Origin of the sequence: Escherichia sp. MOD1-EC5495, assembly GCF_002965965.1 — a bacterium.
Lineage (GTDB): Bacteria > Pseudomonadota > Gammaproteobacteria > Enterobacterales > Enterobacteriaceae > Escherichia > Escherichia ruysiae.
Map to the genome: position 1 here is coordinate 107,920 of NZ_PTRI01000003.1, position 22,589 is coordinate 130,508.

The 22,589-nt window shown below is 50.5% G+C and carries 20 protein-coding genes and 1 tRNA gene; 8 read left to right on the forward strand and 13 right to left on the reverse strand.

All coding sequences use genetic code 11. The annotated features are described in order from the left end of the window. Positions 1-323 precede the first annotated feature (323 nt). From csgD to csgG, 4 genes are read left to right on the forward strand one after another with little or no spacing between them, the layout of a single operon-like run. Positions 324-974 (forward strand): biofilm master transcriptional regulator CsgD, encoded by a 651-nt coding sequence (gene csgD, locus BEG40_RS03740; RefSeq protein ID WP_000481491.1) that lies wholly within the window; start codon positions 324-326, stop codon positions 972-974. A 4-nt stretch (positions 975-978) separates the two neighbouring features. Next, positions 979-1,368 carry a curli production assembly/transport protein CsgE gene (gene csgE / locus BEG40_RS03745; RefSeq protein ID WP_000833234.1) on the forward strand — a complete coding sequence of 130 codons (390 nt, stop codon included), beginning with the start codon at positions 979-981 and terminating at the stop codon, positions 1,366-1,368. Between the two features lie 23 nt (positions 1,369-1,391). Then, positions 1,392-1,808: a curli production assembly/transport protein CsgF gene (gene csgF, locus BEG40_RS03750; RefSeq protein ID WP_001264079.1), complete on the forward strand. Its 417-nt coding sequence runs from the start codon at positions 1,392-1,394 to the stop codon at positions 1,806-1,808. 26 nt (positions 1,809-1,834) lie between these two features. Beyond that, complete coding sequence (csgG, locus tag BEG40_RS03755) at positions 1,835-2,668, forward strand: curli production assembly/transport protein CsgG (RefSeq protein ID WP_001189336.1); 834 nt, start codon at positions 1,835-1,837, stop codon at positions 2,666-2,668. Positions 2,669-2,730: 62 nt separating this feature from the next. Here the strand turns inward: csgG and BEG40_RS03760 are convergent, their stop codons facing one another. The 4 genes from BEG40_RS03760 to ghrA all read right to left on the reverse strand — a co-directional run bounded on the left by BEG40_RS03760 (position 2,731) and on the right by ghrA (position 5,632). After that, positions 2,731-3,222: a DUF1097 domain-containing protein gene (locus tag BEG40_RS03760; protein WP_032147879.1), complete on the reverse strand. Its 492-nt coding sequence runs from the start codon at positions 3,220-3,222 to the stop codon at positions 2,731-2,733. Positions 3,223-3,323: 101 nt separating this feature from the next. Next, on the reverse strand, positions 3,324-3,878 hold the full coding sequence (ycdY, locus tag BEG40_RS03765; protein WP_001001895.1) for a molecular chaperone YcdY: 555 nt from the start codon (positions 3,876-3,878) through the stop codon (positions 3,324-3,326). A 23-nt stretch (positions 3,879-3,901) separates the two neighbouring features. Continuing rightward, positions 3,902-4,639, reverse strand: coding sequence for a phosphatase (locus BEG40_RS03770; RefSeq protein WP_000283652.1), 738 nt, complete (start codon positions 4,637-4,639; stop codon positions 3,902-3,904). A gap of 54 nt (positions 4,640-4,693) precedes the next feature. Then, positions 4,694-5,632: a glyoxylate/hydroxypyruvate reductase GhrA gene (gene ghrA / locus BEG40_RS03775; RefSeq protein ID WP_105284903.1), complete on the reverse strand. Its 939-nt coding sequence runs from the start codon at positions 5,630-5,632 to the stop codon at positions 4,694-4,696. Between the two features lie 233 nt (positions 5,633-5,865). Here ghrA and BEG40_RS03780 point away from each other — a divergent pair. Further along, positions 5,866-5,953 (forward strand) — tRNA-Ser (locus tag BEG40_RS03780). Between the two features lie 283 nt (positions 5,954-6,236). Here the strand turns inward: BEG40_RS03780 and phoH are convergent. The 5 genes from phoH to putP form a co-directional block, all read right to left on the reverse strand. Further along, positions 6,237-7,025 carry a phosphate starvation-inducible protein PhoH gene (phoH, locus tag BEG40_RS03785; protein WP_198600202.1) on the reverse strand — a complete coding sequence of 263 codons (789 nt, stop codon included), beginning with the start codon at positions 7,023-7,025 and terminating at the stop codon, positions 6,237-6,239. A 740-nt stretch (positions 7,026-7,765) separates the two neighbouring features. After that, the gene (efeB, locus tag BEG40_RS03795; RefSeq protein ID WP_105284905.1) at positions 7,766-9,037 is read right to left on the reverse strand and encodes an iron uptake transporter deferrochelatase/peroxidase subunit; all 1,272 of its coding nucleotides are present in this window, start codon (positions 9,035-9,037) and stop codon (positions 7,766-7,768) included. 5 nt (positions 9,038-9,042) lie between these two features. Beyond that, entirely contained in the window at positions 9,043-10,170 is a 1,128-nt protein-coding gene (gene efeO / locus BEG40_RS03800) for an iron uptake system protein EfeO (RefSeq protein ID WP_105284906.1), read from the reverse strand. Positions 10,171-10,227: 57 nt separating this feature from the next. Beyond that, on the reverse strand, positions 10,228-11,058 hold the full coding sequence (gene efeU, locus BEG40_RS03805; RefSeq protein ID WP_000497943.1) for an iron uptake transporter permease EfeU: 831 nt from the start codon (positions 11,056-11,058) through the stop codon (positions 10,228-10,230). Between the two features lie 219 nt (positions 11,059-11,277). Then, positions 11,278-12,786 (reverse strand): sodium/proline symporter PutP, encoded by a 1,509-nt coding sequence (gene putP, locus BEG40_RS03810; protein ID WP_001018481.1) that lies wholly within the window; start codon positions 12,784-12,786, stop codon positions 11,278-11,280. Between the two features lie 421 nt (positions 12,787-13,207). Here putP and putA point away from each other — a divergent pair, with 421 nt between their 5' ends. Then, complete coding sequence (putA, locus tag BEG40_RS03820) at positions 13,208-17,170, forward strand: trifunctional transcriptional regulator/proline dehydrogenase/L-glutamate gamma-semialdehyde dehydrogenase (RefSeq protein WP_105284907.1); 3,963 nt, start codon at positions 13,208-13,210, stop codon at positions 17,168-17,170. 39 nt (positions 17,171-17,209) lie between these two features. On the opposite strand, the gene rutR is transcribed toward putA, so the two are convergent. Next, a complete protein-coding gene (gene rutR, locus BEG40_RS03825) occupies positions 17,210-17,848 on the reverse strand; it encodes an HTH-type transcriptional regulator RutR (RefSeq protein ID WP_010352087.1) in 639 nt (212 codons plus the stop codon). 221 nt (positions 17,849-18,069) lie between these two features. Beyond that, complete coding sequence (locus BEG40_RS03830; protein ID WP_001273661.1) at positions 18,070-18,243, reverse strand: con-10 family general stress protein; 174 nt, start codon at positions 18,241-18,243, stop codon at positions 18,070-18,072. Positions 18,244-18,604: 361 nt separating this feature from the next. On the opposite strand from BEG40_RS03830, the gene wrbA reads away from it, so the two are divergent. Together wrbA and BEG40_RS03845 are read left to right on the forward strand one after the other, a co-directional pair. Next, complete coding sequence (gene wrbA, locus BEG40_RS03840) at positions 18,605-19,201, forward strand: NAD(P)H:quinone oxidoreductase (RefSeq protein WP_001151442.1); 597 nt, start codon at positions 18,605-18,607, stop codon at positions 19,199-19,201. A gap of 20 nt (positions 19,202-19,221) precedes the next feature. Beyond that, positions 19,222-19,449 carry a YccJ family protein gene (locus tag BEG40_RS03845; protein WP_001143120.1) on the forward strand — a complete coding sequence of 76 codons (228 nt, stop codon included), beginning with the start codon at positions 19,222-19,224 and terminating at the stop codon, positions 19,447-19,449. 37 nt (positions 19,450-19,486) lie between these two features. Here BEG40_RS03845 and agp read toward each other — a convergent pair whose 3' ends face one another. Both agp and BEG40_RS03855 read right to left on the reverse strand, forming a co-directional pair. Further along, the gene (gene agp, locus BEG40_RS03850; RefSeq protein WP_105284908.1) at positions 19,487-20,728 is read right to left on the reverse strand and encodes a bifunctional glucose-1-phosphatase/inositol phosphatase; all 1,242 of its coding nucleotides are present in this window, start codon (positions 20,726-20,728) and stop codon (positions 19,487-19,489) included. Positions 20,729-20,885: 157 nt separating this feature from the next. Further along, positions 20,886-22,319: a gluconate:proton symporter gene (locus tag BEG40_RS03855; protein ID WP_105284909.1), complete on the reverse strand. Its 1,434-nt coding sequence runs from the start codon at positions 22,317-22,319 to the stop codon at positions 20,886-20,888. Positions 22,320-22,589: the final 270 nt, after the last annotated feature.

The following is a 22,589-nucleotide window of genomic DNA, read 5'->3' on the forward strand; positions in this document are numbered from 1 at the left end:
GACTTAGCGTCATTTGTATGACTTTTTAAAATTGTGCAATAAAAGCCATATGTACAACTTTTCTATCAATTCTAAACTCTATAACCACGCTTCGTTAACATTTTAAAATTCCAGATTACATTTTGTTACACGTTTAACACTTGATTTAAGATTTGTAATGGCTAGATTGAAATCAGATGTAATCCATTAGTTTTATATTTTACCCATTTAGGGTTGATTTATTACTACACACAGCAGTGCAACATCTGTCAGTACTTCTGGTGCCTCTATTTTATAAAGGCAGCTGTCAGGTGTGCGATTAATAAAAAAAGCGGGGTTTCATCATGTTTAATGAAGTCCATAGTATTCATGGTCATACATTACTGTTGATCACTAAACCTTCTTTGCAGGCGACCGCGTTATTGCAGCATTTAAAACAATCGCTGGCAATCACAGGAAAACTGCATAATATTCAACGTTCTCTGGACGATATATCTTCTGGCTGCATTATTCTGTTGGATATGATGGAAGCAGATAAAAAGCTCATTCATTACTGGCAGGATACATTAAGCAGAAAACACAACAACATTAAAACGCTGTTGTTAAATACTCCAGATGATTACCCGTACCGCGACATTGAAAACTGGCCGCATATCAATGGTGTTTTTTACGCCATGGAGGATCAAGAACGCGTAGTCAATGGGTTGCAAGGCGTCTTACGTGGTGAATGCTACTTTACGCAAAAGCTTGCCAGTTACTTGATTACACATTCCGGTAACTATCGTTATAACAGCACGGAATCAGCCCTCCTTACTCATAGGGAAAAAGAGATCCTTAATAAGCTGCGTATCGGCGCCTCCAATAACGAGATTGCTCGTTCGCTGTTCATCAGCGAAAACACGGTAAAAACGCATCTTTATAATCTTTTCAAAAAGATAGCAGTTAAAAACCGAACACAAGCGGTCTCATGGGCAAACGATAACCTCAGGCGATAAAGCCATGAAACGTTATTTATGCTGGATTGTAGCAGTAGAACTTCTCTTCGCTGCGGGAAATGTTCACGCCGTTGAAGTAGAAGTACCGGGATTGTTAACTGACCATACCGTTTCCTCTATTGGCCATGATTTTTACCGTGCCTTTAGTGATAAATGGGAAAGTGACTACACCGGTAACTTAACAATTAATGAAAGACCCAGTGCACGATGGGGAAGCTGGATCACAATAACGGTGAATCAGGACGTTATTTTCCAGACATTTTTATTCCCATTGAAAAGAGACTTCGAGAAAACTGTTGTCTTTGCACTGATTCAAACTGAAGAAGCACTAAATCGTCGCCAGATAAATCAGGCGTTATTGAGTACGGGCGATTTGGCGCATGATGAATTTTAAATAAAAATTGTTCGGAGGCTGCAATGCGTGTCAAACATGCAGTAGTTCTACTCATGCTTATTTCACCGTTAAGTTGGGCAGGAAATATGACTTTCCAGTTCCGCAATCCAAACTTTGGTGGTAACCCGAATAACGGTGCTTTTTTATTAAATAGTGCCCAGGCGCAGAACTCGTATAAAGATCCGAGCTATGACGATGACTTTGGTATTGAAACGCCATCGGCGTTAGATAACTTTACTCAAGCCATCCAGTCCCAAATTTTAGGTGGGTTGCTGACAAATATTAATACGGGTCAGCCAGGAAGAATGGTGACCAATGAATATATTGTTGATATTGCCAACCGCGATGGTCAATTGCAGTTGAATGTGACGGATCGCAAGACAGGACAAACCTCGACCATCCAGGTTTCGGGTTTACAAAATAACTCAACCGATTTTTAAGCCCCAGCTTCATAAGGAAAATAATCATGCAGCGCTTATTTGTTTTGGTTGCCGTCATGTTGCTGAGCGGATGCTTAACCGCCCCACCTAAAGAAGCCGCCAGACCGACATTAATGCCTCGTGCCCAGAGCTACAAAGATTTGACCCACCTGCCAGCGCCAACGGGTAAGATCTTTGTTTCGGTATACAACATTCAGGACGAAACCGGGCAATTTAAACCCTACCCGGCGAGTAACTTCTCCACTGCTGTTCCGCAAAGCGCCACTGCGATGCTGGTCACGGCATTGAAAGATTCTCGCTGGTTTATACCGCTGGAACGTCAGGGCTTACAAAACCTGCTCAACGAACGCAAGATTATTCGTGCGGCACAGGAAAACGGCACTGTCGCGGTAAACAACCGAATCCCGCTTCAATCGCTGACCGCAGCCAATATCATGGTTGAAGGCTCCATTATTGGTTATGAAAGCAACGTCAAATCGGGCGGTGTTGGGGCGAGATATTTTGGTATTGGTGCAGATACGCAATACCAACTTGATCAGATTGCCGTGAACCTGCGCGTCGTCAATGTGAGTACCGGTGAGATCCTCTCTTCGGTGAACACCAGTAAGACGATCCTTTCGTATGAAGTCCAGGCGGGTGTCTTCCGCTTTATTGACTACCAGCGGTTACTGGAAGGGGAAGTGGGTTATACCTCTAACGAACCGGTTATGCTCTGTCTAATGTCCGCCATCGAAACAGGCGTTATCTTCCTGATTAACGACGGCATCGACCGTGGCTTGTGGGATTTGCAGAATAAATCAGAGCGGCAGAATGACATTCTGGTGAAATACCGTCACTTATCAGTACCACCGGAATCCTGATACATAAAAAAGCCGGAGTTTATTCCGGCCCTTTACGATTCAATCTAAAGCGTGAGTGCTCCTCACGCTTTATTTTTGACTTGTTGCTCACGGTGAGCGGACTTAGCACTGCGCGCCGCCAGCCAAAGACCGCTGTTTTTCATTGCGTAACCAAACACCAGCCCAAGCGCCAGCGAAGGTAGCACCAGCTTCCAGTTCCCTTGCCCGGCAAACGTCGCACATGCGCCAATAAACGTCCCCGGAACAAACGACAACAACACCTGTTTCGCCTGAATACACATCAGAAAAGCGACAATACCGGTTATGACATAACCGAGAATTTCCAGATGTGGTGCCAGAGCACTGCCGTAAATAATAACCATCGCCCACACCACGCCGCTAAGCAGTGTTGCAGCGGAAATAGCCAGCCCTTTTAGCCCACCTTGCGGACAGGCAAAGTAGGCCGTGCAGCCCAGGAAACCTGCCCAGCTAAGTAAGCCAAGGGAAACAGCCACCCAGCCCCAGATACCGGAGAGAATGCCTGTTGTGATTGCAATAGAGAGAAGTATGTTCATGCCGCGCATAATAGCAGAAAACGCGACTATGAATGAGATCGAGCACGCATTTTATGCAACAGCTATATATAGATTGCAGTAATGAGTGATTCCGATCACATTTACTCCTCTGATTCTTCCTCAAGTTCATCCCACATTGCGCTGATTGCATCGCGGGTCAGTGGTGCCATGGTGCGCCAGAACGGTGTAGTCGCATGAGCCTCTACTTTTCCGAGAAATGCGCCGCACCAGGGCAACAAGTACTCGCTAAACAGTGTTTCCAGAGCTTCGCTTTCATCCTCTGTTGACTGATCTTCCAGCCAGGAAGCGGCCAGCAGCAAAGTACCGATGTGATCGGCTGGCGTATCCGCTAACGGCATCCCGCGTTCAGAAAGGAAAGTACGGATTTCCGCTTCTGTGGCTCCCTCAACCCAGGTGCTGCGATAAGGTGAAACTGCGCATTCATCACCGACGAATAATGCATTGTAATCGGCAGAAACTTGCGCCATATCACAGCTTTTCTGCAAACGCGCCAGCAATTCATCCTGTTCCAGCGGCCAGTTCGCCGCCAGTTTCCCTTCACGAATTAAGGTAAACAGCGGAACCAGTAAAGGATCCTGCGGTTGACGGTAATAGAGCGAACCCAGCACACGACACAGGATAGAAAACTCGTTCATTAATTTATTTCCGTTAATAGCAATTAAAGATCAGCAAATTCCGCAATCGGCGCCATACCGCGAGATTCAAGGAAATTCAGCAAACGGCGTGGCGAAACATTCAATATTCTCTCTTCCGGAAAATCCACTGCGTCGAGGATCTTACGGCATTCTTCAAAATCGCCCATGGTAAAAGCGGTATGAGAATCCGATCCTAACGCGACCCAACCTCCGGCATCGCGCACCGCAGCGGCAACCGCACGGCAGTTATCTTCACTGCCCTTACGCGAATGTAAGAATGAGGAGTTATTGATTTCCAGCGCCACCTGATACTTAGCAGCAGCTTCAGCAACAGCTTTAAAATCAATTGGATATCGTGGATTTCCGGGATGGCTAACCACGTGCACATGCCCACTCGCCATCGCGGCAATCATGGCCTGAGTATTCGTAGCTTCATCATGCGGCGCAAAAACCGGTTCATGAAAACCAGCAATAATCAGATCCAGCGAGTCAAACATTTTGCCGCTGCAATCAATTTCACCATCAATATTTTTGATATTGGCTTCGATGCCACGCAGGATCCCCACCCCATCGACGACTCGCGGCCAGATACGCATATTAATAAAGTGCCAGTGATGCGGTGCATCTTCCATATCAGGGCCATGATCGGTGATTGCAAAAAGTTTAATGCCTTTCTGTTTGGCCTGGGCAATGTAATCACTTAATGTGCTATATGCATGTGTACTGGCAACGGTATGCATATGAAGGTCGACGGGATACATAACTCTCTCCTGTATTCAATTCCCGCCAAGGATAGCAGGAATCCGTATGGTTTATTAGTAGCCTCGTACACGGTCGACTTGTCCGCTGACCGTCTTCCCTTTTTCGAGTTGTGTAATGGTGTGTGCTATGTACTCCACTGCTTCAACGGGTCGGGTAATGGCTGCGACATGTGGTGTTATTGTCACGCGTGGATGTTGCCAGAGCGGGCTTTCAGGCGGTAAAGGTTCACGATTAAAAACATCCAGCATCGCCGCTTTAACTTTACCGCTATCCAGCGCCGCGAGCAGGTCATCTTCCACCACATGAACGCCACGCGCCAGGTTGAGGAGATATGCGCCATCCGGTAATTTTTCTAATAATTGTTGATTAATAATGCCGACGGTTTCAGGCGTATTCGGTAATAAATTAATTAATACACGGCATTGGCTCAAAAATTTTCCTAACTCTTCAGTTCCGGCAAAACTTTGTACGCCGGGCCAGCTTTTATGGCTACGACTCCAGCAACGCAGCGGAAAACGCCAGATCTGCAAGCTCTGTGCGACTTTACTGCCCAATACGCCAGCCCCCAGGATGCCGATAGTAAAATCTTCCCGTTGATACTCAGGCAGAGGTTGCCAAAGCGAAGCATTTTGCTGCGCTCGATAATCGTCAAAACGTCTGAACCAATGGAGCACCTGACTGACAGCATATTCCTGCATTTGCTCGCCCATACCCGTATCTTCCAGGCGAAAAAGTGGAATAGACGGTTTCAGCATTTCAGGGTATGTCTGTAATTTACTCAAAATCGAATCAACGCCGGCACCTAATGCGAACACGGCCTTAAGATCACGACCTGCCAGCATTTCAACAGGTGGATGCCAGACCAAAGCATAATCCGCAGGATGATTATCACCGGTTTTCCATGCTCTGACTCTGGCCTGAGGAATAGCTTTACCCAGCGCATCAATCCACCAGGCGGTATCGAACACAGGATGATAAAAAATGATATCCATACTGACTCCCGAAAGCGGTTTTGCGGAATTTACCCGCGCTTATCATTATGATCTATAAAGCTCCTCAGCATAACAAATCCACTGCTGGTGGTAAAAAAAGCAAACTTTGCTTATTAAAGTTGCAGATTGATTGAAGTTTGAATAAACGCGCTATTTTTTTAAAAAGTTTGTTGACCTCAGGCCGTGATTTCCCTAAATTAGCGCCCGTTCCAGCAAGACAGGAACGACAATTTGGTGAGGTGTCCGAGTGGCTGAAGGAGCACGCCTGGAAAGTGTGTATACGGCAACGTATCGGGGGTTCGAATCCCCCCCTCACCGCCATATTTTAAGAAGAGCCCGTACGTAAGTACGGGCTTTTTTTTCGCATATTGCACAACACCGGGGGATGAGAAACCCCGACCGGGGTTCGACAACTGGCGACAGCCAGTTGGACAGTCCGCGAACGCAGTGAGTGGACTGCCCGCAGGGCGAGCGAAGCGAGTCAATCCCCCCCTCATCGCTATATTTTAAGAAGAGCCCGTACGTAAGTGGACTGCACCTTACTCAGCTGAGTGTCCAACTTTTGGGGTGCACTCCACGCCAGGGCTCTGTACCATTAAAAATCTCAACTATAGGCATGTAGCGTACGTTGGCAAAGTGCCGAACGTACGCAATCCTCTTTACTAAATCGGACAATCCCGACCATTTCATCTTCTTCGAAACGTTCCAGCGCGTCACATAATCCGGAGCGCACACCGCGAGGTAAATCGCACTGTGTAATATCTCCGTTAACAATAACCGTCACGTTTTCCCCGAGGCGGGTTAAAAACATTTTCATTTGCGCGGCAGTCACATTCTGCGCCTCATCAAGGATGACGACTGCATTTTCAAAGGTACGTCCACGCATATAGGCGAACGGCGCGATTTCGACCTTCCCTATCTCCGGTCGCAGGCAGTATTGCATAAAGGAAGCGCCCAACCGCCGAACCAGCACGTCGTAGACCGGACGAAAATAAGGAGCAAACTTTTCTGCGATATCTCCAGGTAAGAAGCCAAGATCTTCATCGGCTTGCAGAACTGGACGGGTGACGATAATTCTATCGACATCCTTATGTATCAGGGCTTCTGCCGCTTTTGCCGCACTGATCCAGGTTTTACCACACCCGGCTTCGCCCGTGGCGAATATCAGTTGCTTACTCTCAATAGCCTTCAGATAGTGCAATTGCGCTTCATTTCGCGCGAGGATTGGCGAGGTATCGCGACTGTCGCGAGCCATGCCAATGGCTTCTACGCCGCTCATCTGCACAAGCGAGGTGACCGATTCTTCTTCACGCTGTTTATGGCTGCGCGAATCCCGTCTCAGCACACGTTTTGCCTCGCGACGAGCTTTGATCACTGCTTTTTGTCTTCCCATGGAGAGCACCTTGAGTTGTTTGTATTCATCACACGCGCCGTTGGCAGCGCGATTATGCGCACGAACATCAGAGGGTTGGCTTCCTTGTAAGCCATAGTTTGCTTTTGGAGATAACACCGAAAACGGCTACGCGCACCGTTAAAGGCGTCGGTAACACGAATAAAGAAAGGAAGTGGGTAAAAATACAGAGTGACGAGATGACTACCGGAGGAGAACTCTCCGCGAGTGGTGAAGCGTTGCTTAACAAAACATTGTCCAGTACAGGACGTTACCATCCGCGATCTCCATAGTGACTGACTATCACTGCCGGGAACTACCGCTGTTACTTAATAAGTACAACAGTTTTTGCCTTTATTGCAACAATAAATTTACTTATATTTAACCATAAAACACCATTTTGATGACATTAGTTTCTACTGGAAAGATGACAGAGTGATGACAGTGATGGAAAAAGCTGTGTGCTTTCAGCAGGATTCGCGGTGCTGGTAAAATGTGCCTTGCGCTTGCCGGATGCGGCGTAAACGCCTTATCCTGCCTACCGATCCGGCACCGATTGTAGAACTGATAAGATGCGCCAGCATCGCATCAGGCACCAGCGCACGAACGTCGGATGCGGCGTAACGCCTTATCCTGCCTACCGATCCTACACCGATTGTAGGCCTGATGAGATGCGCCAGCATCGCATCAGGCATCCGCGCACGAACGTCGGATGCGGCGTAACGCCTATCCGCCTAAAAACATTAAACCCGCAATAATGCGCTTCCGAGATAATCGTTCGCGTCCTTCACCCCTGGCAACGCAAAGAAATAACCGCCACCGATAGGTTTAACGTATTCCTCCAGCGCCTCGCCGTTCAGCCTTTTTTGTACTGTCAGGAAGCCCTTTTCCAGATCGTGTTGGTAGCAAACGAACAGTAGCCCCATATCCAGTTGCCCGGAGTTGGTGACGCCCAGTGAATAACTGTAGCCACGGCGCAACATCAGGCTGGACTCACTCTCTGGCGTGCGTGGATTCGCCAGCCGGATATGGCTGTCCAGTGCTATCACCTTCCCTTCAGGATCGCTGGCGTAATCGGGCACATCATGCTCGTGCTGCATTCCTAGCGGAGCACCGGTTTGCTTATCACGACCAAAAATCATCTGCTGTTCTTTCAGTGGCGTTCTGTCCCAAAATTCCACCCGAAACTGAATCAACCGCACCGCCTGGTAGCTACCACCGATAGTCCAGGCAGGTTCCTGCTGATCTGCCGTGACCCACACCACTTTTTGCATCAACTTCGCATTATGGCTGTCGGGATTAGCAGTGCCGTCTTTAAAGCCCAGCAAATTAATCGGCGTCTCTTTGCCTTTACTACGCGCCGCATGATCGGAAATAAACCCTTCCCGCTTCCAGCGCACGCTGAGCAAATCCGGCGTGTGTTTAATGATATCGCGCAGCGCGTGGATCACCGTGTCCTGGGTATTGGCGCAAATCTGTAGCAACACATCTCCATGACATAACGCTGCATCAAGCGAGTCGTTGGGGAAACGCGTCATCTTCTGCAACTTTTGCGGCATCTGTGGCGCAAGGCCAAACCGCTCATCAAACAACGAGTGACCAACAGACAACGTGATGGTGAGATTATCAGGCGCAATGTAGCCGCCAAGAATACCGGAATCGAGTGGCGGCAGGCGCGGATTTGGCGTTTCTGGTGCCATTCCGCCCTGAGTCAGAAAAGCAAAACGCTGAGTCAACAAACGAAACAACCGCTCAAGATCGGTTTTATCACTGGCAAGTACATCAAACGCCACCAGCATCATTGCGGCCTGCTGTGGCGTCACAATCCCCGCCTGATGTTCGCCATAAAACGGCTGTTTCTCATTGCGCGCATCCGGCGAAAGCGTACCCGGTGCACTTTGCGCTTTTTGTGCATGAGCCACCGGGCAACTTCCCACCAGCGCCAGCGCGCCAATCCCTTTCAGTAAACGTCGGCGCGAGGGTTCATTCACGCCGTTTTCATCTTCATACTGCATAATGCTTAGTCCAGCCCCAGCACACCACGAAGTTGCGCCAGATCTTCCGCCAGCGCGGTAATCGGGCCTTTCAGTGCGTTCCGGTCGGCATCGGTCAGCTTGTCGTAGGTTTCAAAACCGTCTTTGGTACGGTATTTCGCCAGAATGGTATCGACCTTTTTGAAGTTGGTATCGACTTTTGTTAACAGTTCCGGGTTAGCTTTTTTCAATTGTGGACGCAGCAGATCGACAATTTTCTGCGAGCCTTCAACGTTGGCCTGGAAGTCCCACAGATCGGTGTGGCTGTAACGATCTTCTTCACCACTGATTTTGCTGGCTGCCACTTCCTCAATCAGTCCGGCTGCGCCGCCGACCACTTTTGAAGGTGGGAAAGCCAGTTCACTGATGCGTTTATGCAAATCGACCACATCGGTATAAAGCTGGTCAGCGTACTGATCCATTCCTTTGGTGGTGTTGTCGCCAAACAAGGCTTTTTCCAGACGGTGGAAACCGGTGAATTTCGGGTCGGCGGCTTTTTGCTCGTAATCATCCTCACGGGCGTCAATGCTGCCATCCAGATCGGAGAACAGTTCAGCGATCGGTTCAATGCGCTCATAGTGCTGGCGCGTCGGCGCATACAGTGCTTTCGCTTTTTCGATATCGCCCGCTTTAATGGCGTCGGTAAAGGCTTTAGTGTCGGTCACCAGCTGCGTAGTTTCCGCCATGACATACGTCTTATATGCGGTAATTGCACCGCCGAGGCTTAACAGTGCATCACTTTGCGCCGCATCCGCCGTCGCCTCGCCTTTGACGATCAACTTCCCTTTCGGGTTAGTCAGCAGACCGCAGGTCATATCGTATTCACCAGGCTGTAAATTCGCCGTCATTTTCTGGCTAAAACCAGGGGCGATATTTTCCCGCTCTTCCACCACCATCACGCCTTTGAGGATCTCCCACTCCAGCGCCTTCTGACTGTGGTTCTGAATGATAAACTGCGTTTTCCCGGCGTTAACCGTAATAGTCATTGGTTCGCACTGCTTATCCGTCACGGTTACTTTGACCTGCGGAACATCAGCGGCGCTAGCCATAAAAGCAGAAGAGAACAGCGCAGCCACGCTTAATTGCAGTGCGCTACGGCGGAAGTTAATGGTCATGACGAGACTATCCCTTTAAAGTATGTTGTAACTAAGCAAGAGTTTGCGTCGTATTTGTTACGCGGAGCGAGACGCTGTCGTTCCTGCACGTGGCGGCAGAGCAAACGCCACCAGCGCCGGGATGAGATAAATAAACCAGACGGCGACTTCGCTGACGCTCGGCGCTTCCTGATACCCAAAAATACCTTCCATCAGCGTGCCGAACAGCGAGTGAGTTGAGAGCACCGCGCTCATATCGAAGGCGATTTCCTGAAAGTGGTTCCACAATCCGGCTTCATGAAATGCGCGAATGGCACCTGCTGCCAGCCCTGCGGCGACGAAGAGAATAAACAGGCTGGTCCATTTGAAAAATGCGCCAAGATTGAGGCGAATACCGCCCCAGTAGAGCAGGAAACCAAGCACCACGGCCGTGGCGAGGCCAAGCATTGCACCGAGCGGCGGCCAGATCCCGACATCTTGCTGAAATGCCGCCAGCAGGAAAAAGACCGACTCCAGCCCTTCCCGTGCAACGGCAAAAAAGACCATCATCACCAGCGCCCAGCCGTGATGATTCCCGCGCTGCAATGCGCTATCGACCGCCTGCTCCAGTTGCACTTTGACGTTGCGCGACACCTTGCGCATCCAGAAAACCATCCAGGTGAGGATCACCACGGCGATCACCGCCACGATCCCTTCAAACAGCTCCTGCTCTTTTTGCGGGAATTCGCCGGTGGTTTCATTAATGAAGATACCCAAACCCAGGCACAACGCAGCGGCAAGCAACACGCCAATCCACATCACACCAATCCATCGGCCTCGCTGGGTGCGCTTAAGATAGCTGGCAATCAAACTGACAATCAGCGCGGCTTCAAGTCCTTCGCGCAACATAATGAGAAACGGAACAAACATGCCACCCACCCTTAAACGTTTTTCTGAGTCAATCTATGCAAAGAAAAGTAAATCGCAGTGATAGCGATTATCATTACGGTAAAGAAAAATACAAGCGGAATGTAGTGATAATGATGAGGAAATGTAAAAATATTTTGAGAGAAAACACAGAGGGCAATCACTGATTGCCCTCTGTCTGCTTCCCATTATGACGTGGAATTTTCGGTAAAACGCCTTCCCTTAACCTTCCTGCAACCGTGACGGTGGCGCCGAATGATAGTGCGCATCTGCTTCGGCAAAGCGTTTTTGCATCGCCGCTGACGGCGCTTTACCCAGCAAACTAAACACCACAATCCCAATGCTGCCGAAGATAAAGCCCGGAATAATTTCGTACAGACCCAGCCAGCCGAACTGTTTCCAGACGATAACCGTCAGCGCACCGATGATCATCCCCGCCAGCGCGCCGTTGCGCGTCATGCGTGACCACATCACCGAGAACAGCACCACCGGACCAAACGCCGCGCCAAAGCCTGCCCACGCGTAGCTCACCAGCCCCAGCACGCGGTTTTCCGGGTTCGCTGCCAACGCAATGGCCACCAGCGCCACCACCAGCACCATAACACGCCCTACCCACACCAGTTCTTTCTGGCTGGCATGTTTACGCAGAAATGCTTTGTACAGATCTTCGGTAATCGCACTGGAGCACACCAGCAGTTGGCAGCTTAAGGTTGACATCACCGCCGCCAGAATCGCCGACAGCAGGATCCCGGCAATCCACGGATTAAACAGAATTTGCGCCAGTTCGATAAACACGCGTTCAGCGTTCTGGTTTACCGCACCTGCTACCGCCGGATGATCATTAAAGTAAGCAATCCCAAAGAAGCCGACAGCCACCGCCCCAGCAAGGCAGAGGATCATCCAGGTCATACTGATACGACGCGCATGGACGATGCTGTGGTGAGAATCCGCCGCCATAAAACGCGCCAGAATATGCGGCTGCCCGAAGTAACCCAGCCCCCAGCCCATCAGCGAGATAATGGCGACAAAATTCAGCCCTTTAAGCATATCAACGTTTTCAATGCTCTTTTGTTTGATCACTTCCAGCGAGTCGCCAAACCCACCAACGCTAATGATTACAATAACCGGCGTCAGGATCAGGGCAAAAATCATCAGGCTGGCCTGTACGGTATCGGTCCAGCTCACCGCGAGGAAGCCGCCAATAAAGGTATAAAGGATGGTCGCCGCTGCACCTGCCCACAGAGCCGTTTCGTAGCTCATGCCAAAGGTGCTTTCAAACAGACGCGCGCCTGCCACAATGCCCGAAGCGCAATAAATGGTGAAGAACAGCAAAATAACCAGCGCGGAGATAATGCGCAAAATACGGCTTTTATCTTCAAAGCGCCCGGTGAAATAATCCGGCAGGGTTAAGGCGTTATTGTTGTATTCGGTATGCACACGCAACCGCCCGGCCACCAGTTTCCAGTTAATCCACGCGCCTAATGTCAGGCCAATAGCGATCCAGCTTTCGGAAATCCCGGAAAGAAACACTGCGCCCGGCAATCCCATTAACAGCCAGCCGCTCATATCCGACGCCCCCGCCGATAATGCCGTTACAAACGGCCCAAGGCTGCGACCGCCCAGAATATAGTCGTCAAAGTTTTTCGTTGATCGCCAGGCGATAAACCCAATCAATATCATGCCAAAGATATAGACACAAAATGTCACCAACATCGGTGTGCTAATAGCCATCTAAAGTCTCCAAAAAATTATTATCGGCAATGTCGAAACTCGCCGTTATATCTGCCACCGGAACGGGGTAACAGAGTTTATGTTTACCAGGGCGACCGTATCCTGCCGGAAGCGTTGGTTATTCACAATCGATTTAACACATCATTTACATTAAATTTTAGTGCCCAGCGATACTATTTTTCATCAGGTTGCACTCCCTCACATTTTTTGCGGTTGCACCTTTCAAAAATGTTAACTGCCGCAGAGAAAAAGTCTGCGTTATTTTTTTATTCCCTGTCATATCGATTTCTTTTATTAACATTTCATTCATTTTTAAGCTTGCTACGTAAGTCACATTTAACATGGTTGCACAAAGTTGCAACATAATGGATATTTCACAATAACGTTAAGTTGCACCTTTCAGAACAACAGGAGTAATGGCATGGGAACCACCACCATGGGGGTTAAGCTGGACGACGCGACGCGTGAGCGTATTAAGTCAGCCGCGACACGTATCGATCGCACGCCACACTGGTTAATTAAGCAGGCGATTTTTTCTTATCTTGAACAACTGGAGAACAGCGATACCCTGCCGGAGCTGCCTGCGCTGCTTTCTGGCGCTGCCAATGAGAGCGATGAAGCACCGACTCCGGCAGAGGAACCACACCAGCCATTCCTCGACTTTGCCGAGCAAATTTTGCCGCAGTCAGTTTCCCGTGCTGCCATCACCGCTGCCTATCGCCGCCCGGAAACCGAAGCGGTTTCTATGCTGCTGGAACAAGCTCGCCTGCCGCAGCCGATTGCGGAACAGGCGCACAAACTGGCATATCAACTGGCAGATAAACTGCGTAATCAAAAAAACGCCAGTGGTCGCGCAGGCATGGTTCAGGGATTATTGCAGGAGTTTTCACTGTCATCGCAGGAAGGCGTGGCGCTGATGTGTCTGGCGGAAGCGTTGCTACGTATTCCCGACAAAGCCACCCGTGATGCGTTAATTCGCGACAAAATCAGCAATGGTAACTGGCAGTCACACATTGGTCGTAGCCCGTCTTTGTTTGTTAATGCCGCCACCTGGGGGCTGCTGTTTACCGGCAAACTGGTTTCTACCCATAACGAAGCCAGCCTCTCCCGTTCGCTAAATCGCATTATCGGTAAGAGCGGTGAACCGCTGATCCGCAAAGGTGTGGATATGGCGATGCGCCTGATGGGCGAACAGTTTGTCACTGGCGAAACCATCGCGGAAGCATTAGCCAATGCCCGCAAGCTGGAAGAGAAAGGTTTCCGTTACTCTTACGATATGCTCGGCGAAGCCGCGCTGACCGCCGCAGATGCGCAGGCGTATATGGTGTCCTATCAGCAGGCGATTCACGCCATTGGCAAAGCATCCAACGGTCGTGGCATCTATGAAGGGCCAGGCATTTCAATCAAGCTGTCGGCGCTGCATCCGCGTTACAGCCGCGCCCAGTATGACCGGGTAATGGAAGAGCTTTACCCACGTCTGAAATCACTCACCCTGCTGGCGCGTCAGTACGATATTGGTATTAACATCGATGCCGAAGAGGCCGATCGTCTGGAGATCTCCCTCGATCTGTTGGAAAAACTCTGTTTCGAGCCGGAACTGGCAGGCTGGAACGGCATCGGTTTTGTTATTCAGGCTTATCAAAAACGCTGCCCGTTGGTGATCGATTACCTGATTGATCTCGCCACCCGCAGCCGTCGCCGTCTGATGATTCGCCTGGTGAAAGGCGCGTACTGGGATAGTGAAATCAAGCGTGCACAGATGGACGGCCTTGAAGGTTATCCGGTTTATACCCGCAAGGTGTATACCGACGTTTCTTATCTTGCCTGTGCGAAAAAGCTGCTGGCAGTGCCAAATCTAATCTACCCGCAGTTCGCGACGCACAACGCCCATACGCTGGCGGCAATTTATCAACTGGCGGGTCAAAACTACTATCCGGGTCAGTACGAGTTCCAGTGCCTGCATGGTATGGGCGAGCCACTGTATGAGCAGGTCACCGGGAAAGTTGCCGACGGCAAACTTAACCGTCCGTGTCGTATTTATGCCCCGGTTGGCACACATGAAACGCTGCTGGCGTATCTGGTGCGCCGCCTGCTGGAAAACGGTGCAAACACCTCGTTTGTTAACCGTATTGCCGACACCTCTTTGCCACTGGATGAACTGGTCGCCGATCCGGTCACTGCCGTAGAAAAAATGGCGCAACAGGAAGGGCAAACAGGGCTACCGCATCCGAAAATTCCGCTGCCGCGCGATCTTTACGGTCAGGGGCGCGACAACTCGGCAGGGTTAGATCTCGCCAACGAACACCGTCTGGCATCGCTCTCCTCTGCCCTGCTCAACAGTGCACTGCAAAAATGGCAGGCCTTGCCAATGCTGGAACAACCGGTAGCGGCAGGTGAGATGTCACCCGTTATTAACCCTGCGGAACCGAAAGATATTGTGGGTTATGTGCGTGAAGCCACGCCGCGTGAAGTGGAACAGGCACTGGAAAATGCGGTTAATAATGCGCCAATCTGGTTTGCCACTCCTCCGGCTGAACGCGCGGCGATTTTGCATCGAGCTGCCGTGCTGATGGAAAGCCAGATGCAGCAACTGATTGGTATTCTGGTGCGTGAAGCCGGGAAAACCTTCAGTAACGCCATCGCCGAAGTGCGCGAAGCTGTCGATTTTCTCCACTACTACGCCGGACAGGTGCGGGACGATTTCGCTAACGAAACTCATCGTCCATTAGGGCCAGTGGTGTGTATCAGCCCGTGGAACTTCCCGCTGGCGATTTTCACCGGGCAGATCGCCGCCGCACTGGCGGCAGGTAACAGCGTACTGGCAAAACCGGCAGAACAAACGCCGCTGATTGCCGCGCAAGGGATCGCCATTTTGCTGGAAGCGGGTGTACCGCCAGGCGTGGTGCAATTGCTGCCAGGTCGGGGTGAAACCGTGGGCGCGCAACTGACGGGTGATGATCGCGTGCGCGGGGTGATGTTTACCGGATCAACCGAAGTCGCTACGTTACTGCAACGCAATATCGCCAGCCGCCTGGACGCTCAGGGTCGCCCTATTCCGCTCATCGCTGAAACCGGCGGCATGAACGCGATGATTGTCGATTCTTCAGCACTGACCGAACAAGTCGTAATAGATGTGCTGGCCTCGGCGTTCGACAGTGCAGGTCAACGTTGTTCGGCACTGCGTGTGCTGTGCCTGCAAGATGAAATTGCCGACCACACGCTGAAAATGCTGCGCGGCGCAATGGCTGAGTGCCGGATGGGTAATCCGGGTCGCCTGACCACCGATATCGGGCCGGTAATTGATAGCGAAGCGAAAACCAATATTGAGCGTCATATTCAGACTATGCGCGGCAAAGGCCGTCCGGTGTTCCAGGCGGTGCGGGAAAACAGCGAAGATGCCCGTGAATGGCAAAGCGGCACTTTTGTTGCTCCGACGCTGATCGAACTGGATGACTTTGCCGAATTGCAAAAAGAGGTCTTTGGTCCGGTGCTGCATGTGGTGCGCTACAACCGTAATCAATTGCCGGAGCTGATCGAGCAGATTAACGCTTCCGGTTATGGTCTGACGCTCGGTGTCCATACGCGTATTGATGAAACCATTGCCCAGGTCACTGGCTCGGCGCATGTCGGTAACCTGTATGTTAACCGTAATATGGTTGGCGCAGTGGTTGGTGTGCAGCCGTTCGGCGGCGAAGGGTTGTCCGGTACAGGTCCGAAAGCAGGCGGTCCGCTCTATCTCTACCGTCTGCTGGCGAATCGCCCGGAAAGCGCGCTGGCGGTGACGCTCGCGCGTCAGGATGCAGAGTATCCGGTCGATGCGCAGTTGAAAGCCGCATTGATCCAGCCACTGAATGCACTACGGGAATGGGCTGCAAACCGGACAGAATTGCAGACGTTATGTGCGCAATATGGTGAGCTGGCGCAGGCAGGAACACAGCGATTGCTGCCAGGGCCGACGGGTGAACGCAACACCTGGACGCTGCTGCCGCGTGAGCGCGTGTTATGTATTGCGGATGATGAACAGGATGCATTAACTCAGCTTGCCGCCGTGTTGGCCGTTGGCAGCCGGGTGCTGTGGACGGATGACGCACTGCATCGTCAGTTAGTGAAGGCATTGCCATCGGCAGTCAGCGAACGTATTCAACTGGCGAAAGCGGAAAATATTACCGCTCAACCGTTTGATGCGGTGATCTTCCACGGTGATTCGGATCAGCTTCGTGCACTGTGTGAAGCGGTTGCCGCGCGTGACGGTGCGATTGTTTCGGTGCAGGGTTTTGCCCGTGGCGAAAGCAATATCCTTCTGGAACGGCTGTATATCGAACGTTCGCTGAGTGTGAATACCGCTGCCGCCGGCGGTAACGCCAGTTTAATGACGATCGGTTAAGAGCTTGCCGGAGGATGTTGCAACCTCCTCCGGCAATCATTAACGTGGTCGAATCCCTTCAATAATAATCCGCTGCACGTTTTCAACCGTTTGATTGAAAAACACCTCATCGCGCAACGTGGCGCCTGTCACCGCCTCCACCTGGGGAGCGAAATCGGCATAATGTTGGGTGGAAGCCCAAATCATAAAAATCAGATGCTGCGGGTCAATCGGCGCGAGTTTTCCGCTTTTGACCCAACCGGCAATCAGCGCCGATTTCTCATCAATTAACGCCTTCAAATCCCCCGTCAGCTCATCCATTAACAGCGGCGCGCCCGCCAGCATCTCCATACAGAACAGGCGCGAAGCCTGCGGATAATCACGGGAAACTTCCAGCTTCAGACGGATGTACTCTTTGATCGCCGCCAGCGGGGAAAAATCTTCACGAAACGCTTTTAACGGTGCCAGCCAGATATCGAGAATTTGCCGCAGCACGGCAATATACAGCGCCTCTTTCGACGGGAAGTAATACAGCAGATTGGTTTTTGACACGCCCGCCAACTCTGCGATCTGTTCCAGCCTTGTGCCGTGAAAACCGAATTGTGAAAAAGTGTCCAGCGCCGCACCAAGAATCGCTTTTTTCTTCGCACTCACTGCACGCGAACGTTTACCCGTTGTTTTCACTGCGCCCTGCGTCATGCGCTCACCCCTCTTGTAGACTGGCAACAGGATAGCAAAATCAGCACGATGCCTCGACCATCAACATTCACGGTACAAATGAATAATGGTGAAATGAGCGAGAAAGGTATTAACACAAGGATATTAAGAAGAGTACCAGAACGAAAAACCGCCGGAATTACCGGCGGCAGTGGCGTATTGACGGGCGTCAGACAAAACGCATTCGTCATAGAGTAGCCCGGCTAGTTGTTGCTTTTGCCGTGACTGCTTTTGCCCCCTTTTTTTCCTGCTTCAGATGCGCGCTGCGGGTCATTTTTGAAATTCCCCCCGCTGTGCTGTCCACCTTTTTTACCTGCTTCTGATGCTCTTTCGCGGTCTTCTGCAAAATTGCCGGAACCGCCTCGATGGTTTGCCATTACTGACCTCCGTCATCATAGTGCCCAGGATTAACGCGGCGTATGGCGGGTGCCATATTTTCGCTACGTGGGACTAAGCTTAGTGAACTGACGCGGGTAAGCCTGCGTTTGGTAATATCCTGCAACAGCTTCTTAGCGAGAATAGATATCATTTCCGGTAATCAGCCATAAGCCGCTCTTATGATTAAAAAAACGCTATGGGATAAAAATGTATCATTTTGCGACAAAATTACATGCTTGTGAAAATTGTTATAAATCAAATAAGTGGTTGTGAAATTTGCACTCTGAATAGGACGTCTTATCTTTAAATGAGTGGTAGCGAATCGCTACGGAATAGAGATAACACGAGGAGTGGTTAGAAATGGCTAAAGTTCTGGTGCTTTATTATTCCATGTACGGACATATCGAAACGATGGCGCGAGCAGTCGCCGAAGGCGCAAGCAAAGTCGATGGCGCAGAAGTTGTCGTTAAGCGTGTACCGGAAACCATGCAGCCGCAATTATTCGAAAAAGCAGGCGGTAAAACGCAAACTGCGCCCGTTGCAACCCCGCAAGAACTGGCCGATTACGACGCGATTATTTTTGGTACACCAACCCGTTTTGGCAATATGTCAGGCCAGATGCGTACTTTCCTGGATCAGACTGGCGGCCTGTGGGCTTCCGGCGCTCTGTACGGCAAACTGGCAAGCGTCTTTAGTTCGACCGGCACCGGCGGCGGTCAGGAACAAACTATCACTTCAACCTGGACGACCCTTGCACATCACGGCATGGTGATTGTCCCTATTGGCTACGCAGCACAAGAGTTATTTGACGTCTCGCAGGTTCGCGGCGGAACGCCTTATGGCGCGACCACCATTGCAGGCGGTGACGGTTCGCGCCAGCCCAGTCAGGAAGAGTTGTCTATCGCACGTTACCAGGGGGAATATGTTGCTGGTCTGGCAGTCAAACTTAATGGCTAATCTTCAACAGGAGGATACACATGCCAACTCAAGAAGCGAAAGCTCATCACGTGGGTGAATGGGCATCTCTGCGCAACACGTCACCGGAAATAGCCGAGGCCATTTTTGAAGTCGCCGGGTACGATGAGAAAATGGCGGAAAAAATTTGGGAAGAAGGTAGCGATGAAGTGTTAGTCAAAGCCTTTGCCAAAACCGATAAAGATTCGCTTTTTTGGGGCGAACAGACCATCGAACGTAAAAACGTTTAACCAGTGACTCCCCCGCAGCTGACGGGGGAGTTTTCTGTTATTTCACCGCTTCATTCAACACGCTATCAAACTTATCCATCGGACAAAAACCATTAGCATCTATCGGGCAACCGCTTAATTCCAGCGTCACCCGCTGAGCCGGAGCCTGCAACGTTAACGCATCGGCATTACGTAACTGTTCCGCGCTCTGGTATACATACTCGATCTTCATCAAATCACGATTGGCTTTGCTGTCATGCCAACGCTGGAAAACGATTTTGCCGCCAATTGGCGTGCGTTCGTTCTGGTCATGCAACTGATAGGGTTTAAAATCCAGCGCGGTGAGCAGCGAGGCAATATTAGAGTCATGCCCTACCAACACAGTGATTTTCGGTGCGCTGGCGCGATCGGTGACCAGGGCTTTGTCGATATAACTGACCAGCGGTTTCGCAACATTGCGCGCTACTTCCGGTGAGGTAAACAGGCTGTCCTGGTAGCCGTTTTTCAGCTTCGACAACACCTTCCACTGTTGGTCAGATTTAATTTCCCCCCACGCCACCTGATCCATCGGGAAACCTTCGTAGTATTGCAAAGTGAAAGCATCCACCAGCGAGTTGCCGACTTTCAACGGTCCAGAAACGCCCGGCTCTTGTTGATACTTCGCACTGAAAGTATTTTTGCCATCCACCAGCGAACATTGCTGCTTCTCTTTACAGGCTGGAGAGTCTTTATAGTTAACGATTTTTTCCAGTAGCTGATAGCTGTCCATCAGTTGTAGTTTGCTGAACTCTTTCTCCATTGCCGCCACCGCCTGCTCACTGAATGCGGCGGAATCATCGGTGATTACCGGGTTAAAGGTTGGGTCCATGGTGCCCATTTTTTCCTGGTGATGAACAGGAATATCACATCCAGGGAATGCGCCGGTAATAAAGAACTGCGCGGTAGCGACGGTCCGTTGCAGGCTGTTTGCGTAGGCATAAACGGTGTCCGGCGGCGGGCATTCACCCGACTTTACCATCCCCTGCTCTGCCAGCCACTCACGCATGTAATGACCCATATACACTTCCAGCACGCCACCTTTAGTGGTGAGCTGCCCGCCAGGAACATCCCATTCCGGCCATTTATTCGGCGTCGACTGCTCAAGCACGCTGCCATTATTTGCCAGCGGCGCACGTAAGTTATGGCGACTCATCATCAGCACTTGCTGTAGCTGATAGCCTTCCGGTACAGCCTGTGCCTGAGCATTTGAAGAAAGCAAAGCCATCCCTGCCACGGCTGCGGCGATTAGCGTTTTTTTCATTCCTCACACCTCTTTTGTTATCAATGATTAAAGAGTGTGACAGAAATATGACTTTTTTCCGGGAACAGGTTCGCAAATTAGCAGATAACGAGGCGGGAAACTTGCAGAGCACCAGGCGATAGCGGACAGTCGCTGCGCTATCGCCTGGTTTGTATCGTTAAACTAATACCTGAAACAGCACGGCAAAAAGAATGATATTGGCAATGACAATGGTCCAACCGTTATAAAGCATATATTTCAGGTGAGTTGATTGTGCCAGCCCCATTTGACCAAACATATCCGATGAAGGGAAAGGCCCAAACCAGTCCACTTGCGATGAGGCTAACAATACCGCCGTTGTCCCCTGTGGCGGCACTCCCGCAGCCATCAACATTGGACCAAATATTTTGTGCGTAAAGGTCATCTGAGCAACAGCGGCGCCTGGCACATGACCGATAATGTTAAAGGCAAAAATACAGAAGCAAAGCCATGCCGGAGATATCCCGGTTAACAGTGGTTGGGTGTATTCGAGCAATCCCTGATACGCCTGCAGGCTATCCATAAGTTCCAGAATCGGGTTATACAGCCAGTAGAGCAGAAACATCCACACCAGTCTGCCACACCCCTTATACAGCGCCTGCAGTATCCCGGCAGGGCTTAATCCTCCCACCAGTCCAGTGAACAAAGCCACCAGTAACATCACGATAATGGCAAAACTAAAACCTGCTTTTATCACTACACCGATAACCGCCATAACAATAATGGTTGCGGCAAATGCCAGCGCGCTGAGCTTGCGACGGCGAACGCGGGCGGGTTCCTCTTCTTCCTGAGTTTTCTCAGAGAGATCCACTTCGTAGTGTAATTTTCCTTCCGTCATCTTCTGAATTCGCCCGGCCATGATCCAGCCAGCGAATAACGTCACGGCGCTCATTGGTAATCCAACGTACATCAGGTATTGCGGATAAGTCAGGCCGCCGAGTTGTAAAATCGTCACGGTACTGGGGGTAAATGGCCCGGTAAACAATCCCACGGACCCCGCCGTCATCATCAGTGCAGCCACCGTAGGCGGTGTCAGCCGTACTGCCGCCGCCACAGGAATAATCACCGCGACAATAATGGCATTACCGCCTGCCATAGTGCCCAGCGCGCCACAGATGAGAATGGAAGATACAACGATGCCAAATTTGACCCGCGTCTGGCTGGAAAGCCCGATACGATGTACCACAAATTTGACCAGTTCAACGGCGGCTCCGGTACGTGTTGCCACTTCCCCGACACCGGCACCAAGCATGATGATCAGACCTACAGTGGCGATAAACGATCCCGTCGATTTTGCCAGCATGGTGCCCATTTCTGGTAAGCCGGTGGAGGTCATTATCATCGCAATAATAATCGATGAAATAACTGCCAGAACAATATCGACGCCTATCAACGAGAGCACCGCTAACGCTACCAGCGGTGTAAAACCAAGCAGTCCGAGTTCATTACCTGGACGCCCCTGACACCAGAACGCTGTCAGTAAAAAAACAACCAACAGTAAACCAATAATGACATTCTTTTTGGTGATATTTTGTCTGGTTAGCGAACCACCAGCGAGCATTGAGTCACTCATATAACTCCTTAACCCCATCGAATCGACCATCAATATCAGCCGATGTATTTGGACAGCTCAGAAAATATCCCCCCTCGTTATTATTGTTAGCAAAATGCACTGAGGGTTTGTCCGGGTACTACAGGTATTATTCTGAGTTCGTAATTAACCCCTTTAGGTGGGCAAATAACGCATTGTTACCAGAACAGGCGTTACAGATTAAATTTATGTTAACTTGGTGTTACCATGAAATGACTTTTTATCTATCGTCTATAACTCTGGGTTAACTCT

Coding starts and splice junctions, on each gene's coding strand:
- csgD (WP_000481491.1), top strand. CDS start 324: ATGTTTAATGAAGTCCATAGTATTCATGGTCATACATTACTGTTGATC.
- csgE (WP_000833234.1), top strand. CDS start 979: ATGAAACGTTATTTATGCTGGATTGTAGCAGTAGAACTTCTCTTCGCT.
- csgF (WP_001264079.1), top strand. CDS start 1,392: ATGCGTGTCAAACATGCAGTAGTTCTACTCATGCTTATTTCACCGTTA.
- csgG (WP_001189336.1), top strand. CDS start 1,835: ATGCAGCGCTTATTTGTTTTGGTTGCCGTCATGTTGCTGAGCGGATGC.
- BEG40_RS03760 (WP_032147879.1), bottom strand. CDS start 3,222: ATGAACATACTTCTCTCTATTGCAATCACAACAGGCATTCTCTCCGGT.
- ycdY (WP_001001895.1), bottom strand. CDS start 3,878: ATGAACGAGTTTTCTATCCTGTGTCGTGTGCTGGGTTCGCTCTATTAC.
- BEG40_RS03770 (WP_000283652.1), bottom strand. CDS start 4,639: ATGTATCCCGTCGACCTTCATATGCATACCGTTGCCAGTACACATGCA.
- ghrA (WP_105284903.1), bottom strand. CDS start 5,632: ATGGATATCATTTTTTATCATCCTGTGTTCGATACCGCCTGGTGGATT.
- phoH (WP_198600202.1), bottom strand. CDS start 7,025: ATGGGAAGACAAAAAGCAGTGATCAAAGCTCGTCGCGAGGCAAAACGT.
- efeB (WP_105284905.1), bottom strand. CDS start 9,037: ATGCAGTATGAAGATGAAAACGGCGTGAATGAACCCTCGCGCCGACGT.
- efeO (WP_105284906.1), bottom strand. CDS start 10,170: ATGACCATTAACTTCCGCCGTAGCGCACTGCAATTAAGCGTGGCTGCG.
- efeU (WP_000497943.1), bottom strand. CDS start 11,058: ATGTTTGTTCCGTTTCTCATTATGTTGCGCGAAGGACTTGAAGCCGCG.
- putP (WP_001018481.1), bottom strand. CDS start 12,786: ATGGCTATTAGCACACCGATGTTGGTGACATTTTGTGTCTATATCTTT.
- putA (WP_105284907.1), top strand. CDS start 13,208: ATGGGAACCACCACCATGGGGGTTAAGCTGGACGACGCGACGCGTGAG.
- rutR (WP_010352087.1), bottom strand. CDS start 17,848: ATGACGCAGGGCGCAGTGAAAACAACGGGTAAACGTTCGCGTGCAGTG.
- BEG40_RS03830 (WP_001273661.1), bottom strand. CDS start 18,243: ATGGCAAACCATCGAGGCGGTTCCGGCAATTTTGCAGAAGACCGCGAA.
- wrbA (WP_001151442.1), top strand. CDS start 18,605: ATGGCTAAAGTTCTGGTGCTTTATTATTCCATGTACGGACATATCGAA.
- BEG40_RS03845 (WP_001143120.1), top strand. CDS start 19,222: ATGCCAACTCAAGAAGCGAAAGCTCATCACGTGGGTGAATGGGCATCT.
- agp (WP_105284908.1), bottom strand. CDS start 20,728: ATGAAAAAAACGCTAATCGCCGCAGCCGTGGCAGGGATGGCTTTGCTT.
- BEG40_RS03855 (WP_105284909.1), bottom strand. CDS start 22,319: ATGAGTGACTCAATGCTCGCTGGTGGTTCGCTAACCAGACAAAATATC.